This window comes from Paenibacillus sp. 10L310 (genome assembly GCF_056395745.1).
The window spans coordinates 113,193-131,685 of record NZ_JBFTKC010000002.1 but is presented as its reverse complement, the minus strand read 5'-3'; the positions used below and the strand labels follow the sequence as shown (position 1 = coordinate 131,685).

Annotated in this window: 13 protein-coding genes; 12 read left to right on the top strand and 1 reads right to left on the bottom strand. The window is 48.1% G+C overall.

The genetic code is table 11. The annotated features are described in order from the left end of the window. Positions 1–41: 41 nt before the first annotated feature. A complete protein-coding gene (locus AC1DE7_RS06170; RefSeq protein ID WP_047842955.1) occupies positions 42–809 on the bottom strand; it encodes a helix-turn-helix domain-containing protein in 768 nt (255 codons plus the stop codon). A gap of 274 nt (positions 810–1,083) precedes the next feature. Between AC1DE7_RS06170 and AC1DE7_RS06165 the strand changes: the two genes are divergently transcribed. The 12 genes from AC1DE7_RS06165 to AC1DE7_RS06110 all read left to right on the top strand — a co-directional run bounded on the left by AC1DE7_RS06165 (position 1,084) and on the right by AC1DE7_RS06110 (position 18,481). Beyond that, positions 1,084–2,439, top strand: coding sequence for an extracellular solute-binding protein (locus tag AC1DE7_RS06165; RefSeq protein ID WP_074095065.1), 1,356 nt, complete (start codon positions 1,084–1,086; stop codon positions 2,437–2,439). A gap of 105 nt (positions 2,440–2,544) precedes the next feature. Beyond that, complete coding sequence (locus AC1DE7_RS06160; RefSeq protein ID WP_477533941.1) at positions 2,545–5,442, top strand: extracellular solute-binding protein; 2,898 nt, start codon at positions 2,545–2,547, stop codon at positions 5,440–5,442. Positions 5,443–5,461: 19 nt separating this feature from the next. Beyond that, the gene (locus AC1DE7_RS06155; RefSeq protein WP_036615906.1) at positions 5,462–6,418 is read left to right on the top strand and encodes a carbohydrate ABC transporter permease; all 957 of its coding nucleotides are present in this window, start codon (positions 5,462–5,464) and stop codon (positions 6,416–6,418) included. 2 nt (positions 6,419–6,420) lie between these two features. Next, positions 6,421–7,296, top strand: a complete 876-nt coding sequence (locus tag AC1DE7_RS06150; RefSeq protein ID WP_026081082.1) for a carbohydrate ABC transporter permease — start codon at positions 6,421–6,423, stop codon at positions 7,294–7,296. A 15-nt stretch (positions 7,297–7,311) separates the two neighbouring features. Next, the gene (locus tag AC1DE7_RS06145; RefSeq protein WP_076253037.1) at positions 7,312–8,775 is read left to right on the top strand and encodes an NHL repeat-containing protein; all 1,464 of its coding nucleotides are present in this window, start codon (positions 7,312–7,314) and stop codon (positions 8,773–8,775) included. Next, positions 8,759–9,394, top strand: coding sequence for a YIP1 family protein (locus AC1DE7_RS06140; protein WP_101313763.1), 636 nt, complete (start codon positions 8,759–8,761; stop codon positions 9,392–9,394). The genes AC1DE7_RS06145 and AC1DE7_RS06140 overlap by 17 nt, the downstream gene beginning before the upstream one ends. 17 nt (positions 9,395–9,411) lie before the next feature. Further along, positions 9,412–11,988, top strand: coding sequence for a DUF5696 domain-containing protein (locus AC1DE7_RS06135; protein WP_477533940.1), 2,577 nt, complete (start codon positions 9,412–9,414; stop codon positions 11,986–11,988). A 53-nt stretch (positions 11,989–12,041) separates the two neighbouring features. Then, positions 12,042–12,887, top strand: coding sequence for a carbohydrate ABC transporter permease (locus AC1DE7_RS06130; RefSeq protein ID WP_082219083.1), 846 nt, complete (start codon positions 12,042–12,044; stop codon positions 12,885–12,887). A gap of 17 nt (positions 12,888–12,904) precedes the next feature. After that, positions 12,905–13,852, top strand: coding sequence for a carbohydrate ABC transporter permease (locus AC1DE7_RS06125; RefSeq protein ID WP_036615897.1), 948 nt, complete (start codon positions 12,905–12,907; stop codon positions 13,850–13,852). Between the two features lie 58 nt (positions 13,853–13,910). Then, complete coding sequence (locus AC1DE7_RS06120) at positions 13,911–14,117, top strand: hypothetical protein (protein ID WP_477533939.1); 207 nt, start codon at positions 13,911–13,913, stop codon at positions 14,115–14,117. A gap of 11 nt (positions 14,118–14,128) precedes the next feature. Then, a complete protein-coding gene (locus AC1DE7_RS06115) occupies positions 14,129–15,835 on the top strand; it encodes an RICIN domain-containing protein (protein ID WP_036670954.1) in 1,707 nt (568 codons plus the stop codon). Positions 15,836–16,129: 294 nt separating this feature from the next. Further along, entirely contained in the window at positions 16,130–18,481 is a 2,352-nt protein-coding gene (locus AC1DE7_RS06110) for a helix-turn-helix domain-containing protein (RefSeq protein ID WP_036670956.1), read from the top strand. Positions 18,482–18,493 lie beyond the last annotated feature (12 nt).

The window sequence follows — 18,493 nt, the reverse complement described above, 5'->3', positions numbered from 1 at the left end:
TATTATCTAATTGATAAACAAACCGATTCGGCAATCCACCTTTAGGCCGTGTGGATTTTTTGTCTTCTATAAGCATTGGGACTCGATCCGGCATACGCTTTGAACTTTTTATAGAACCAATCAATATCTTTATAGCCTACCTCGATAGCAATCTCATATATTCGCAAATTCGTGGAAGACAACAACTGCTGTGCCTTTTCCATTCGTTGCTGGAGCATATAATCATTGAAAGACATCTTCTCTTCCAGCTTGAACTTCTGTCCCAGGTACGCACAGTTAAAATGAAGCATGTCAGAGATCTTCTTCAGCGTGATTTCATCACTCAGATGATCCCGTACATAGGCCTTGACGATACGAATAACATGACTGGAGTGCATGGGTTTACCGTTCATTTGAACGGGTGTTTTGAAGAACGACGACGTTTTGTGTGCCGGGTCGGTTTCAAGGTGGGATCTAAGTCCATGCAGACTGTTAAGTAAAGAAGAAGGACTAACAGGATACGGGAGATAATCATTTACCTGATACGTCAGGGCTTTGCGTACAAACCTGAAGTGATCTCTTCCACCCATCAGGAGGATAGGTATCTGACTTTTTTTTCGAATGTCATTGCATAACCAGAGCCCCGCGGTATCAAACCTCTCTGTATGTACCATAACAAGGGAAAAGTCTCGTTCTGACAATGCGGTCAAAGCCTCGGCCGATGAGAACACACAATTTGCGATAGTATATTGAGCTTTGCTCCGTAGCAACATCTGTTGCAACTCTCCGCACAAACGACGGCTGAAATCCACAAGTAAAATATCATACATGAAGCAATACCTCACCTTCTGCTGAATTGTAATGCGCTAGATTAACTGAAATTTGACTTAATTTCATTATGGTAATAAAAGAAAGCGCATACAATGTGCATATTTTTGTAGACAGTGCATTTCTTTACCAATTAAAACCTATAATGCACTTTGCTCGTGCAAAATTACGCAAATCTATATTCAGCCCGGGTAAACATCTGTATTTCGGCAGGTTGTTTGCGCTTTCATTTGAACGATACACTGTGATAGCAAACGACAATCAGGGGGGAAGACGATGAGAAAAAACAAGTTCATGCTACTGAGCCTGGTATTTGCGGTCTTGTTGGTAATTGCTGCATGCAGTTCTGCACCTACCGCTCAACCCGAGCCGGAAAAGACAACACCACAGGAGGAACAAAAACCCGCGGAAACCGAGCCAAAGAATGAAAACTCCACGCCAGAAATGGACTTTGACATGGGTGGCAGAACGATCAAGGTTGTTGCTTGGTGGGACATGGAAATACAGGGGAACAACCCGGACAACATTCAACGCCTTGAGAATCTCGAAGCGCTGAAGAAAAAACACAACTTTAATATTGAATATGTTTCCATCGATTTTGGTGAATATCAGGAAAAAGTAGTTGCTTCCCTGATGGCCGGTGAACCGCTTGGCGATCTGGTGAGACTGGGCAAAAACTATGCCATTCCGGCATTGACCAAACAGGATCTGTTATGGCCGGTGGATGATTATATTAAAAACGACAAGGTATTCAATCAGAAAACAACCAAAGAATACATGCAGTATGAAGGCAAAGGTTACGGCTTTACCGAGGACCAGTCCTCGTTTATCAACGGAATTTTCTATAATCGCACACTCATGCAAGAGCTCGGCTTGAAGCCACTTCAGGAGTATGTGGATGCCGATGAATGGAACTGGGATACGTTCATCAGCGTTGCCAAGCAAGCGAACAAGGATCGAAACAATGATGGCAAGCTAGACACTTGGGGACTCGCTCAAACGGGCTTGCTGGAACCGATTCTGTATTCCAACGAGGCTTCTCTGACCAAAGAAGATAAGCAGAACCTGGAAGATCCAAAAACAAAAGAAGCGTTGAACTTCCTGTCCAAACTGGCTACCGAGAAGGTCGGCAGAGCTTCTGAGGGCGGCGATTGGACAGAGCCATCCACGTTCTTCCGTCAAGGCAACACCTTGATGTATTCAGGTGCCATGTACGAAGTTGAAGGTATTATGACGGATATGAAGGACTACGATATTGGTTTTGTACCGTTTCCAAAAGGTCCAAGTGCAACAGCGTATCACTCCGGTGAGTCACGTTACCAAGCTATAACAATTCCAAAAGCGGTAGAGAATCCGGAACAACTGATGTACATCTGGGAGAAAATTAATGAGATCGAATCGATCTATGAGTATCCGGGACAATCCACACTGGAGACACATCTGACCGATGAAGCAGATATCAACAACGCCAGAGAGGTTGCGGAAGGTATGTTGGTTCTCGACCATAACACATTCCCGTCCTTGCCGTTCTGGGATTTTGATGGGGAACTCAAAGAAGGGGTATCCGTATCTACGCTGATCGAGAAATACAAGGCTCCTTTCCAGGCTGCGATTGATGAGGTTTACAAATAAGTATCACGTTACACGGGCAGAACGCACCAGTGAAGGTGCGGTCTGTCCGGGTTAGTCAATCGTTCAGTTCTCTCAACGCTTACAGGAAAGGGGATACATTCAAACATGCGGTCACGTAAGAAAAAGGGACTAATCCTGGTGCTTGTCCTGGCCTTGGTGCTCTCCATATGGACACTATATCCATCGCGGGATCGTAATCCGGGAACGGTACGTGCGCTTGAGGACTTTGAGGCGGTATCGGGAACCGAGGATTCATTCAGTTATGAGCATTATCTGACTGCTCATGACAATACGGCCAAACCGGATGAAATTGTACGCATCGAAGGCGAATCTTATGTTCAGGCAGAGGATGGGGAATTTGAGGTTGTGCAAGGGTACGCCGGATTAGACGGAAATGCGGTAATTACGCCGGAAACTGGAACCATTCGCTGGGATGTTCCCGTTCAAGTGAGCGGTTTGTACAACATTCGCATTCACTATTATCCCGTAGAAGGCAAAAGCTCCGGGATCGAACGCAGGCTTGAGCTTAATGGTAAGGTCCCGTTCAGAGGGGCCGATATTCTTCTGTTTGACAGGGTATGGGGGAATCGCGAGGACAACGTCCGGCAGGACGATCGTGGCAACGAGCTTAGACCAAGACAAGTGGAACAGCCCGAATGGCAGCTGACTTCCTTCAAGGACAGCGCAGGGTACTTTGAGGAACCGTTTCAGGTTTATTTTGAAAAAGGCAGTCAGAAGTTATCGCTCACTTCATTAAGAGAAAGCATGGCGATCGATTATATTGAGCTATATCAAGAAAGCGAAGTTCCTTCCTATGCAGAGCTGGAGCAAACCTATGCCTCACTCGGCTTGAAACAATCGGCTCCTGTCATGCTGAAAGTTCAGGGGGAGGAAGCTGTTAGCAAATCATCTCCTACACTGGCACCAATCTCGGACCGATCAAGTCCTTCACTCGAGCCTTATAATGTATCGAAAATTCGGATGAACGCCATCGGGGGCATTAACTGGAAACTGCCGGGCGAATGGATTGAATGGGAAATTGACGTGCCTGAAGACGGACTGTATCAACTGGCGCTTAAGGTGAAACAGGATCAATTGCGTGGCATCTATGCCACCCGCAGTCTGACGATTAACGGCGAAGTTCCGTTTAAGGAATTGAAACGCATTCGATTTAACTACAGCCCGGCCTGGCAAACTCAGGTCTTGGGTTCGGGAGAGGATAAGCCATATCAGTTTCATCTTGAAAAAGGGAAACACCGAATCCGAATGACAGTTACACTTGGCGACATCGCTCCGCTGCTTCGGACCGTGGAATCCAGCGTGCTGGAACTGAATGAGATGTATCGCAAAATATTAATGATCACCTCCAACAGTCCAGACCCACTGCGGGATTACCAGCTGGAACGGCGTATTCCAGAGATGACGGAGGTGTTTGAACGACAAGCTGACACCTTGCGTTCCGTTGCAGATTACCTGGAAAAGGCCACGGGTGAGCAAAGTGACAAAGTGGCCGTACTTCACGCCATGGTATTGCAGCTTGAAGATATGGCGGCCAGACCAGAGACGGTCCCCAAACGGCTGGATACGTTCAAAATTAACGTAGGTGGTCTCGGCACATGGATTCTATCGGTACGTGAACAGCCGATTACGTTGGATTACCTTGTCGTATCTCCGCCGGGTGAATCGTTGCCAAAAGCGGAAGCGAGCACCGTCCAGCAGGTGAAGCACGAACTGGGTGCATATGTTGCCTCGTATACCGAAGATTACGACAGCATTGGTAACGTGGAACAAAAGAAGGATGCCATCACCGTATGGATCACAACCGGACGAGATCAGGCCCAAGTACTGAAAGGCATGATCGACGATTCGTTTACCCCGGATACGGATGTGTCCGTGCAGTTACGTCTCGTTCCGCCTAATATTTTGCTGCCCGCAACACTCTCGGGGGAAGGACCGGATGTAGCCATGCAGATGGGCGAAGACATTCCGGTGAACTATGCGATGAGGAATGCAACAGCGGATCTGAGCCAGTTCCCCGATTTCGAGGAAATTTCGGGCAGGTTCCGTGAAAGCGGATTGACGCCTTACCGCTACAACGACGGGGTATATGCCCTTCCGGAGCAGCAACATTTTCCAATGCTCTTTTACCGCAAAGATATTCTGAATGAACTGGGCCTCGAACCGCCAAAAACGTGGCAAGACGTATATAACGCCATCGCCGTGCTGCAGAAGCATAACATGGAGTTTTATCTGCCGATAGAGGATACGCTGAACAATGCCAACCTGGTTCCGAATTCAACCTTTGCGATGTTGTTATATCAGAATGACGGAACGTTCTACACCGAAGACCAGAAGAAAAGTGCACTGGATTCGGAGATTTCAATGGACGCGTTCAAACGTTGGACGCAATTTTATACCAATTACAAGTTTCCGCTCAAAGCCGATTTTCCGAACCGGTTCCGTACAGGGGAAATGCCGATCGGGATTGCTGATTACACCACGTATAACATGCTGACGGTTATGGCTCCGGAAATCCGCAATCTCTGGGACTTTACGATTGTTCCGGGTACACAGCTTCCGGATGGGTCCATACGGCATGAAGTGGCCAGCGCTACGAGCGCGGTGATGATGCTCGAAAATGCCGACAACAAGGAAGCGGCGTGGAAGTTCATGAAGTGGTGGACTGATGAGCAGACCCAGATTGAATACGGGAGAGAAATGGAAGGTCTTATGGGAGCGGCTGCCCGTTACCCAACGGCCAATATCGAAGCCTTGAAGCAATTGCCTTGGCCTGTGAAGGATTATCAAAATCTCGAGAAACAATGGGAATGGGTACAGGGAATCCCGCAGCTTCCTGGAGGTTATTTCACGGGACGACATCTGGACAACGCCTTCCGTAAGGTGGTCAATGCAAATGAAAATCCGCGTGAAGCCTTATCAGACTATGTATTGTACATTGATGATGAAATTGAGTTGAAACGCAAGGAATTTAATCTGAAATAGAGGAAAGGGAGGGTAACGGTTGCAAGCTAAAACTACCAAGACAGCCGCCGCTCCTGCCGTCCATACCCGCCAGGTCGGCTGGTGGTCCCTATTGAAGCGGGATCTGTATCTCAGCAGGCATTATTATGTATTGATGGCACCGTTTATGCTGATTTTTTTCATGTTTACTGTCATTCCGGTCGGCATTTCACTTGGGCTCAGCTTTTTTCACTTCAATATGCTGGAGCTGCCGCGATTTGTCGGCTGGCAGAACTATTCCCGGCTTTTCCTGAACGATGACGTATTTCTGATCGCGCTCAAAAACACGCTGCTTTTTGCCGTAATTACAGGCCCTCTCAGTTATATAGCCTGCTTTTTGTTTGCGTGGATCATCAATGAGCTGTCTCCTAAAATTCGGGCGGTCATGACGCTGGTTTTCTATGCCCCATCCATATCGGGCAACGTCTTTTTCATCTGGCTGATCATCTTCTCGGGTGACAGCTACGGGTATATGAACGGCTTCCTGATGCGCCTTGGCGTCGTACTGGAACCGATCCAATGGCTCGCAGACGAGAAGTATGTACTGGCAATCGTCATTATTGTACAGCTGTGGCTGAGCCTGGGAACCAGCTTCCTGGCCTTTATTGCAGGATTGCAAACCATTGATCGTTCTCTGGTTGAAGCAGGAACCGTAGACGGGATCAAAAACCGCTGGCAGGAGCTCTGGTACATCACCTTGCCTTCGATGAGACCGCAGCTGATGTTTGGTGCGGTAATGCAGATTACCGCTTCCTTCGCCGTAGCTGAGATCTCCATCGCACTGGCAGGTTTCCCGAGCGTAAACTATGCGGCACACACAGTTGTCACACATCTGATGGACTTCGGAACCATTCGTTTCGAGATGGGCTATGCCTCGGCCATCGCAACGGTTCTGTTTGCCCTGATGCTGGGTACAAACGTTTTCACGCAAAAAATGCTTAGAAAGATAGGTGAATGACGATGACCAGCAAAGTACGTGCCGTGTTTGGCATGCCAAAAAGGCTTAATCGGTCATTTACCGTCAGCCTGATGTTATTTGCATTGCTGGGCGTGTTCGGCTCCTTTATGGTGCTTCCGCTCATCTATGCTGTCAACAATGCATTCAAGCCGCTGGATGAGCTGTTTATTTTCCCGCCGCGCTTCTGGGTGAACAATCCGACAACGGAGAATTTTGCCGATCTGATCAACCTCATGGGCAATTCGTGGGTGCCGTTATCCCGCTATATTGCCAACACATTGCTCATTACGATACTTGGCACAGCCGGGCATATCCTGCTTGCATCTGCAGCGGCTTATCCGCTGGCGAAATATCGTTTTCCGGGTTCCAAAGTGTTGTTCACCATTGTCATTCTGTCCCTGATGTTCTCGCCGCATGTTACGGCGATTCCGAACTACATGGTCATGTCCTGGCTTGGCTGGATTAACACTCATGCGTCCATTATTGTGCCATCACTTGCGTTCTCGCTGGGACTTTTCCTGATGAAACAGTTCATGGAGCAGATTCCCGATGCTTTGCTGGAGGCAGCCAAAATCGATGGAGCCAATGAATACCGGATATTCTGGAGCATCGTGATGCCCAATGTGAAGCCGGCATGGCTCACGCTCATGATCCTGCAGTTTCCAGCGTTATGGGGAACGGATGGCGGGAGTTTCATCTACAGTGAAAATCTCAAAACGCTGCATTATGCGCTCAGTCAGATTGTGCAGGGAGGGATTGCAAGGGCCGGTGTAGGTGCGGCTGTTGCCTTGCTGCTGATGATTGTACCGATCACTCTGTTTATCATCTCTCAGAGCAGTGTTATGCAGACGATGGCCACTTCGGGCATGAAAGAATAGAAAGGAGGCAGCGAGGTGCGGAGAAGCACATGGAAAAAACGTAAATCGATCATCATGGGCATGATCTGCCTCCTGTTGTTCGTTCAAGAGGCGCCCTATGTGAGTGCAGACGGTAAAACGGATGCGTATCATTATTCCTTCTGGGGTGACGCAGTTCCTTCACCCGCGGCATATGAGGCAACAACCATTATCACCGGCAAGAAGCTGAACACAACTCCTATGAAAGAGCCAAGCGACATGCATGTTACCGCCAATCAGCACGTTTTTGTGCTCGATTCGGGCAATGGCCGCATCATTGAGATGGATCGCAACTTCAAGCTGGTACGGACGATTGATTCATTTGAGCAGGAAGGCAAGGAAGATCATTTTAAAAATCCACAGGGATTGTACGTCACGGAAAAAGGCCATCTGCTGGTTGCTGATTCGGATAATCACCGGGTGGTGCATCTGGATGAACAGGGGAAGCTGGTCAAGATCGTGTCTGAACCAAAATCGGATCTGCTTAAAGAAGACTTCCAGTTTAAACCGATGCGGATTGTTATGGACAAGGGGGAGCGTATCTACGTCATGGCTGAAGGCGTATTTGATGGATTCATGGAGTTCAGCGCCGATGGTACGTTCTCTTCCTTCATTGGAGCGAACAGAGTTCAGGTGGACCCGGTAGAATATCTTTGGAAACGGTTTGCAACACGGGAGCAGCGGAGCCAGATGGTGATGTTCACTCCAACGGAATTTACCAATCTGGATATGGATGAAGAGGGCTTCATCTACGCCACTAGCGGGGATCGCGGCAAGGATCCGGTCAAGAAGCTGAATGCCCAGGGTACAGACATTTTGCGCAGAGAAGGCTATCAGACTCCGCAGGGTGATTTGCTGTATACCCAGGAAGCAGGGCCATCCCGCCTGATTGATGTGGATGTGGGTGACAGTGACATGTATTCCGTACTGGATTCCAGCAAGGGCCGAATCTTCACCTACAATGGAGACGGATATCTGCTCCATATTTATGGGGGCATCGGGAACCGGCTGGGCCAATTTAATACACCTGTTGCCCTGGAACGTGCGGGAGACCGGATGTTAGTTCTGGATAAAGCGCTGGGTGAAATCACCGTCTTTCAAACAACTGAATACGGACGTACACTCCACGAAGCGGTGCGTAGCTATTATAACGGTGATGAAGATCAATCTTCGGTGCTGTTTGCCCAAGCTGCCGAGATGAACGCTAACTTGGAATATGCGTATGCGGGAATTGGCAAAGCATTGCTTCGTCAGAAGGAATACGCCGAGTCTGCGAAATATTTCAAGCGCAGCATGGAGCCCAAAGGGTATTCCAAAGCTTTTCTTTTGTACCGCAAAGAGCTGATGCGTGAGCATTTTTCATGGATGATGTCCGGTATATTCCTGGCTGTCGCTGCGATTGTCACCGTCATCATCGTTCGCAGGCAGAAAAGGAGGACTACGAATGCAGGCATCAAGTAAGCAACTATACCAGTACCCGCTGCATCTGATTTTTCATCCGTTTGACGGATACTGGGAACTGAAATATGAACGGAACCAGAGAAACTCACTGCTGATTGCTTTCATGATCCTGGTGCTTCTGGTCATCACCAAAATTTTGCATGCCCAGTACAGCGGTTTTCTCATTAATCTCAGTAATCCAAAGTACCTGAACAGTCTGCTCGAAATGTTATATGTCATTGTACCGGTACTGTTTTGGTGTGTGGCGAACTGGTCGTTAACCACATTGATGGACGGGGAAGGCAAGTTCTCCGAGATTTTCATGTCAACGTGCTTTGCACTGGTACCGTTGTTACTCATTCATTTTCCATGGATCTGGCTGAGTCTTGTGATCTCTGCGCAGGAAACTGCCTTTTATTATTTCTCCAATGCACTCGCCGTTGCGTGGACGGTATATCTGTTATTTGTGGGGAATATGACGGTTCATCAGTACACACCAGCCAAAACGGTGCTCACGATGCTGCTGACACTTGTAGCGATGGCGTTTATGGCATTTCTATGCCTGTTATTCTTCAGTCTTGTACAGCAGATTGTATCGTTTGTTGTAACCATCTATCAGGAATTAGTGCTTCGGGGCTAAGGGAGGAGGAAATTGTTATGAATTATACCGTAGCCAAAAAAATAACAGGAATGCTGCTCGCGGGCAGTCTGCTTCTGGGCGGTTGTCAATTCTCGCCAACACCGCTCGCTCACGAGACAGTGACTGCCGCAGATTCGACGGACTTTCCCTCCCTGCCTCCCGGAGAGAAACTGAAATCATCGTTCAGCGATGTCCGCCTTCCCGGCATGGTAGGCATTGCGCAGAATGCTGCGCTGCAATTGTTCATTAACGAAGAGACTGCCGAGATTGCAGTGATTCACACGCAGAGCGGCCAGATCTGGCGCAGCAATCCTGCAGATCGTGAGCAGGATGGGGTTGCAGCCGGGATAAACAAAGACCTATTGTCATCACAAACGAAGCTCAGCTTTTTCAACAGCCTCGGACAGAGCAGCACCGTGAATTCCTTCACGGATAGTGTTGCACACAAGCAAATAAGCTACGAGGTGCTGCCAAGCGGCGTGCGGGTCCACTACCAGTTTGGAAGCACTGAGCGATCCATAGAAGACTTGCCGATGAAGATCAGCAAGGAGCGATTTGAACAAAGGCTGCTTGCACAGCTAGACAAGGCCGGGCAACGGGCCTTGAAGGTCGGCTATGCGGAAGACAAGGATGAAGGCGCTTACGTCCGGATTGATAAGGCGATGCAAGGATTGCAATTGTCCCGGGCCTTGAAGGCTTTTGACACAGCCGGTTACACATCGGAGGATCTGGCTCAGGATCATGCCGAGTTTGGCATTGAAGAGGAACGAAGTGGACCACGGCTGTTTATGCTTACGATGGAATATGAGCTCGATGAAGAGGATCTGCTTGTACGTGTTCCGTCCTCAGGCATTCATTTTCCGGAGGAATATCCGATCAACAGCATATCTGTAATGGATTACTTCGGGGCTGGGGGTTCAGAAGAAGAGGGCTCCATACTGGTTCCGGACGGTTCGGGAGCGCTGATCCATTTTAACAATGGCAAGCTGCAGTATCCTGCCTATCAACAAGATATATATGGACCGGATATGACCATGAAACTACGGGAAGCAAGTTCGAATGAAGCCAGAGCCAGGTTGCCGGTATTTGGACTGATTCGGAAAGAGGGGGCTTTCCTCGGCATTATTGAAGAAGGGGATGCCGTTGCAGTTGTGAATGCCGATATCAGCGGCAAACTGAACAGTTACAACAACGTATATCCAAGCTTCTATGTAGTGAACAAGAGTGATGTGACCCTTCAGGCAAGTGATATGGTTCGTACACTTCCGAAATTCCAGAAGAAACCGACCGCGTCTGATTTCGTCGTTCGATATGCTTTTGTCGGGGCGGATAAGGCCTCGTACTCGGGGCTTGCATCTCTCTATCGGGATTATCTGATGCAAAACGGCGGACTTCCCGAGTTAAACGCCAGCAAAGAGCAGAGTAACGTTCCCTTTTATCTGCAACTGTTCGGCGGCATGACAACAAGGCAGCATATGCTGGGCATACCGTATGATTCAACGGAGGCTTTGACCACGTTTGATGAAGCCAAAAACATTCTTTCCGCCTTGACGGAGAAGAAGGTATCCAATATTCAGGTGCGCTATGCGGGATGGCTTAACGGCGGACTCCATCATCGACTGCCGGATTCCATCCAAGTAGACGGCGCGGTAGGCGGGAAAAAGGGATTGCGGGAATTCAGCGCATACACACAAGAAGCGGGCATCGGTTTCTATCCCGATATCGCTCTGCTGAATGTGCAATCCAAAAAAGGGTTTAAACCGTCCAAAGAAGCTTCACGCACATTAACTCAGGAACCGGCGGTCTTGTATCCGATGAACCAGGCCATCCAGCGGCGGGACCGGGATCGTTCACCATCCTATGTGCTTTCGCCCAACATGCTGGAGGACGTGACGACAGACATGTTAGATGAGCTCAGGTCCCTTCAAAAGGATGGACTGTCGCTGAGCCTGAATGATCTGGCAACTCAGTTAAACAGCGATATGAATCCGAAAAAGCTGGTGGACCGAACACAAGCGCTTGGCTCCGTGAAGAAGGTACTTGAACAGATCGGGCAGCAGGCTGGCTCGCTTGTTGCTGAAGGCGGGAATGCTTATGCCCTGCCGTATGTAACTGGTCTGACAGATGCGCCGATGACCAGCAGTCGTTTCAAGCTGGAGGATGAAGAGATTCCGTTCTATCAGCTCGTTGTACACGGCAGCATCGGTTATACGGGGACGCCATACAATCTCTCCACATATACCAATGCAAGGCAATATGTGCTGAAGCTGATTGAATATGGAGCCAGTCCTTACTTTGCATGGTTCAATGCGCCAAACCATGTTGTGAAAGAAACGGATTATGATGATCTCTACGCGGCGAATTATGAACAATGGATCGATCTGGCTGCCGAGATCTACAACGAGGTGAACCAGGTGAACCAGCCGTTTGCCGGACGTTCCATGATGTCCCATGAATCCCTGGAGGAGGGCGTCTTCCGGACAACATATGAAGGTGGCGGGTTCGTAATCGTCAATTATAACGACTTCCCTGTAGAAGTTGACAACGATACAGTGGAAGCCCAAAGCTATGTGACTGGTGGTGAGCAGCTCTGAAGACGCTCCTGAAATGGAAATGGGGAAGTCGTACGTATGCTCAGCAGAAAGCCATGTGGGGCGTAATCTACGTGCTTCCCTGGCTCATTGGTTTTGTGTTGTTTTTCTTCATTCCGCTGTTAGCCTCTCTGCGATACAGCATGAGTACAATTCAGGCTAACGCGGAAGGCATAGCAATTCAGTTCAACGGTGTTGCCAATTATATTCAGGCGCTGACCGTCAATACAAGCTTTAACCGTGCGTTAATTGAGGCGATCACAGACGTGCTCATCAACGTACCGCTTATCGTTATATTCAGTCTGTTCCTTGCCGTCATCCTGAATCAGAAGTTCAGGGGCCGGGCTGTAGCGCGGTCGATCTTTTTCCTGCCCGTTATTCTGGCATCGGGAGTAATTATGACACTGGAGAGCACCAGCCTGATTGAAGCGGTTAATCAGAGTAGCACAGGTGGAAGCTCACTCGGGACATTTGAACTCGAAAATCTGATGGTTAACGCCGGAGTGAGCGATTGGATCGTTACGTATCTGAGCAGCGCCGTAGATCGGATCTATCAGATCGTCAGTCAATCCGGTGTACAGATTTTGATCTTTTTGGCAGGGATCCAGACGATTTCCCCTCAACTGTATGAGGCTTCGAAGATGGAAGGGGCAACGGGTTATGAAGCCTTTTGGAAAATTACGTTCCCAATGGTCAGCCCGCTTATTTTTGTCAATGCGATCTATACAATCATTGATTCGTTTGCCAATAACGCCATGACGGAACTGATCCGGGATACCGGCTTCGTCAAATTTGACTTTGGATTAAGTTCTGCCATGGCATGGGTCTACTTTCTGGCCATTGCCATCATTCTGGTTATCGTAAACATCATTTTCTCGAAGCGAGTCTTCTATCAAGATTAGAAAGGAGGGTGTCCCACGTGACAACATCACGATTATTATCGCTGGAGCATTGGAAAGGCTGGCTGTGGGCCATGATCCGATTCGTTCTGATTACCGGGCTTTCCTTCGTTATCCTGTTTCCCATATTTCAGAAGGTTTCCACATCCATCAAAGCTAAAGGTGATCTGTATTCGGCAGTGGTGGTGTGGATTCCACAGAACTTCTCCATCGACAATTTCAAAGAGGCGATACGCGTAATGGATTACTGGGCAACGCTGTTTAATACGTTTGCCCTGTCTGCAACGACTACACTGTTGACTACAGCATCCTGTGCACTTGCAGGATACGGATTCGCCAGACTGAAATTCAGGGGAAGCAACTGGCTGTTTGCTGGTGTAATTCTGACGATTCTTGTACCGCCAACGACCATTCTCATTCCGGTATACCTGAATCTGAAAAGCTTTGATCTCATGGGGCTTATGACGCTTATAGCCGGCAAACCTGTTAATTTGCTTAATACCTATTGGCCGTTTATTCTGACGGCGATTACGGCCAATTCACTTAAGGCCGGCTTGTACATCTTTATCTTCCGGCAATTCTTCAGAGGTATTCCGAAGGAAGTGGAGGAGGCGGCCTATGTGGACGGCGCGGGCATCGGACGAACATTTTCAAGAATCATGCTGCCCAATGCCATTCCGTCCATGGTAACAGTCATGCTGTTTTCCTTCGTATGGCAGTGGAACGACAGCTTTTATACGACGACTTATCTGACTTCAAGTAAAGTCATGTCGACTCAGTTATCGTCCCTTCCGTATAATCTGGCCCAGCAGGTTACTGACGGTGCAGCTTCCCAGGCCGATCCGTTCTATTTGAGCATGATCCAAGATACAGGAATTCTTCTTGCCATTCTGCCTTTGATCATCATCTATTTGTTTGTGCAACGATATTTCGTAGAGAGTGTAGAGCGTACGGGAATCGTCGGTTAAGTTAAGTTCTTCTGTACGTTAGGAGTGGGATCAGACTGGAAGAGGGAGGAGGAACTTCATGCAACATTCCATCTGTGAAAAGGGGGCATGTAACGATCTCATGAACGTCTGCTCACAGCAGAACCGGGATCCTTCCCTGCGCAGGATCCCCCTGCTGGTGTGGAACGGGCTGCGGGAGCGGGCGCCGACCCTGAGCGATCTGTTTGATCAGAGATACTCTGACGGAACTTACCTCGCATTATTGCAAGGCAATATATCAGATTAGGAGGAATTAAAGTGAAGAAGTTCATGACATCTTGTAAACTTGTACTCATTCTGGCTTTATTGATCACAATTGCTCCATGGGGAGGCAGCCGTGCCGAAGCATGGGTGGGCATGCCGATGGGCAAGCTGCACGTAAACGGCAAAAACCTGGTGAACAGCAACAACCAGCCTGTGCTACTGAACGGTTGGCATCAACCCTCAGGTGCCTACTGGACATATCAGGACAGCAATTATTATCTCAATCTGCACGGCAATAACCGTCATGCAGCTACACTGGCTTATCTGAAAGACATTACCGATACTTTTGCTGACACCAGCGCGAAGTACGGAAGCAATCATGGCTGGAATATGAATCAGGTGCGTCTGTTCATCGATCGTCAGGACATGGGAGATGTGGCTGCTGGTACATATAACTTTGCCGGTGTGCAGACCGTTACGCAAAATGTAATTATTCCGTACATTCAATATGCCAAAACAAAAGGTGTCTATGTTGTCCTGGGACTGGACTTCACACTGAAGGATGATCAGGCAACAACACCTGCCAACCTGCAAAAATTCAACGAAATCTGGGGTTATCTCGCTTCACGCCCGGAGATCAAAAGTGCAGACAACGTTCACTTCGAACTGATCAACGAACCGGTGAAATCCTATGCCAATGGACATTGGGGTGGATACAACGGGGAAAATGACTTTGTGGATCACTGGAATGACTTGCGTAATTTCCAAAATTCCATGATTTCAACAATTCGTAGCAAAGGTGCGGACAACGTCATCTGGGCGGCAGGTCTGGGATACAACCAATTTTACAGCTTGACGGCAAGCCATCCATTGACTGATCCGCTCAATAACTATGGATATGCGGTTCACTGGTACCCTGGTTATGGCGCATATGACAACTTCTCTATCCTGCAAGACCAGTGGAATACCAACGTGAAGGCAGCTGCTGACAAATATCCGATTAATATTACCGAGGTAACCTGGTTCAAAAACAAACCTGGCGATTCGGCCTATTGGAACTTGTTTAATGGTAGCAATGAAGGTTTTGGCACCAATACCAAAACGATTTTCAACGCATCAGGTAATGTCAGCATTGCAGCTCATATGAACGGATTCATTCTAAGTGAAGGACCACGAAGCTCCTTTGCCGACCCAACGGCTGGACTGAAATGGGATGGAGATGCTTCACGGAGTGCCATGGGACGATTCCTGTTCAACTGGTACCATGAACGTGCTCAGACTTACCCGGGCAGTGGACAAGGCGGCGGACCGACAACGGGTCTTGTATCCGGTGCAACTTATAAAATCGTAGCCCGGCATTCCAACAAAGTTGTTGATGTTCCTGGTGGTCAAAATGAAAATAATCTTCAGCTCCAGCAGTGGAGTGATCTGGGCGGTAACCCTCAGAAGTGGGTTCTGACCTCGATCGGCAGCGGCAACTATACACTGACAAGTGTGAACTCACCGGACAAAGTCATCGATATTCGCAACGGTACCATCACCAATGGGGAAGCGGTTCAACTCATGAGCAATCTGAACACAACCGCTCAGCATTTTAAGGTCAACGATCTTGGTAACGGGTACTGGAGTATCATCAACGTGAACAGCAATAAAGCGATTGAAGTGGCAAACGCTTCCACTTCGGATGGAGCCTTGCTGCAGCAGAACACCTACACAGGTGCTACAAACCAACAATGGAAATTTGTTGCCGTTAGCAATTAATAAGCACAACATTAAACAAAAACCTCCTCAAGTCATTCCATGTCTTGGGGAGGTTTTTTGCGTTTATTTTTGATACTTTGGGATGGATGTCATGCGAAGGTAAAATACAACTATATTTGTGCGCTAACCCGCAGACCAACAATTATTTTCATGCAAGCATTGTACGCTACAGTATGTAAATGTACCATAAGGAAGAAGTTGTACCTTCACCAGGAAGAAATGCCCGGTGTATCATTGAACAGCTACCTTAACACAGAGAAATGTAAGCGCTCGATAAAAAAAGGGAGGGTACATATGCAGCTCCTATGGTCCAAATTTTCACCCGTGTTCCGCCGATTCCTCATTTCGTATCTTGTCATTCTGATGATTCCTCAAATTGCGGGATATGCCTCTTACCGAGCTTCTATTGAAGCGGCCCGTTCCAGTTCCATTGAAAACAGCTTGAAGTCGCTGAGTCTCGGGAAAGAGATCATTGAGCGTAACCTTCTTCAAGTTGAAGCCTTTACCAGGCAGCTTGCCGTCAATCCCGATTTGCAAAATTTAATTGCTGGCCCAAAGCCGCATGATCTCTACAATGTCTACGGTATGAACCGTATGCAGCGGAGCCTCTCCATGTACAGCAGTACCAATGATTACTTGTCCCATTTCTTCATTCACATTCCGAACTACAATGCCATCATCACACCAAGAACTGTGTATTATCGTCCAGAGCATTATTATGCTGCCAATCAGCTGGACGGTATGTCGTTTGAACAATGGCATGACCAAATTCTCAAACAACCACACTTTAATGAAATCATACCGCTTCGAAACTATAAACGTGAAATACTCGGCACTGTGCTTGCAGACGTTCCCGCCATTACTTTTCTGCAATCTCTGCCTTTGAACAGCTTCAACAAACCGCAAGCGACGATTGGTGTCATGATTGATCAGGATCAGATGGCCAGCCTTACTCAAAATATTGTGGATCAATATGGCGGCTGGACTCTCGTCACTGATGCGGAAGGACAGATCATTTTCTCCCATGGCATTGAACAAGCCGAAGCCGAGCAAATGGCACAGAGTCGCCAGAGAGAAGATAACGCTGCGGAAACGGAGCTGAACGTGCAGAATGTACAGCCTGGAAGTGATGGTCGGCTGCTGATATCGATGCAGTCCAGTCAAAATGGATGGAATTACATGGCGGGGATTCCGGAGAAAGCACTCATGACAAAAGCGGACCAAATCAAACAAGTCACGCTGGTCTTTACTTTGGCAACCATTGCCTTGGGACTGTTATTCGGGCTGGTTCTCGCCTATCGGAATAGTGCACCCGTTTACAGATTGTTGGCCTCTTTTCGGGAACAAGTCACCGATTCCCCAGGCAGACGGGGCAATGAATATGATTTTTTGGCAAGCCATATTAACAATCTCATTGCTAATAATGACTCACTTAAAAACGCCATGAATGAGCAGATTCCGTTATTGAGAGACGGTTTTATCAAACGTTTGTTAACGGGAGAAGTCTATACCTCACTTGAGTTGGAGGTTATCTCATCCCAGGCGCACATTTCTCTTCATAGCAGCAAGGGCTTGGCAGGCTTAGTGAAGGTAAACGGATATGCCAATCCGGACAGTGAAGAAACGATCCATGAACTGGGTGTCGCAAGGCTGCTCATCAAACAGGTACTTACAGAGTGGAATGCGCAGCTGCTGATCACGGATTGGGGAACAGACCAGATCGCTTTTGCCTGTCCATTGGATGAGAACTCACTGAATGAAGCTATAGGGAGATGTGAAAAAGAGCTGAACACCTTGATGGAAGTGATCTACCGGGAGCATCGGATATCCACAACAATTGGCACAGGTGCAGCATACGAGGTCTGGAATGATGCAGGGCGTTCCTTTGACGAAGCCAAACAAGCTCTGGATTATGCCATTCATATGGGAACAGATCATCTGGTGAGATTTGAAGATACGATGAAGGAAAATGAAATGTTCTATTATCCGATTGAGTCTGAACAGCGCCTGCTGAACACAATCAAAGTCGGGGAGCCTGAAGAGGCGGTACGTATTCTGGAGCAATTGTTTCTTCGTAATTTAGAGGAGCGGGAACTGTCCTACGAGATGACACAGCAGTTCATCATGGAGCTGAAGGGGACTTTTCTGAAGCTGGACGAACCCAAATTCAAGTTGGATGCCTCCCTGCTGGAGGAATATAAAACTCGGGTGACATCCATTCAGATGACAGAAACGATTACTTCGCTGCGGGCAAAGTTCAAACGGTTAACGGAAGACATCTGCGGTGATTTCCAGAGAAGAAGAGCAGGAGCACATGCGGATACTGTAAGCGAAATGATTTGTTTTATCCAACAACATTATGGGGATGCAAACTTGACGATCTATCGGATTGCCGAGCACATGAGCAAGTCCGAGAAGTTTATATCCCAACTATTCAAAGAACATACGGGAGAGAATCTTTCCGATTATGTAGAACGGGTACGCATCGATGCTGCCTCGAACTTGTTGCACTCCACCGGTCAGACCATTGACGAGATAGCGGAGGCCACCGGGTATAATAGTGCACATTCATTCCGCCGAGCTTTCAAGCGGGTACGCGGCATTTCTCCGAGTGTGTTTCGGAAAATGGACGTTCATAGCGGTTAATGTAGGCTGTTT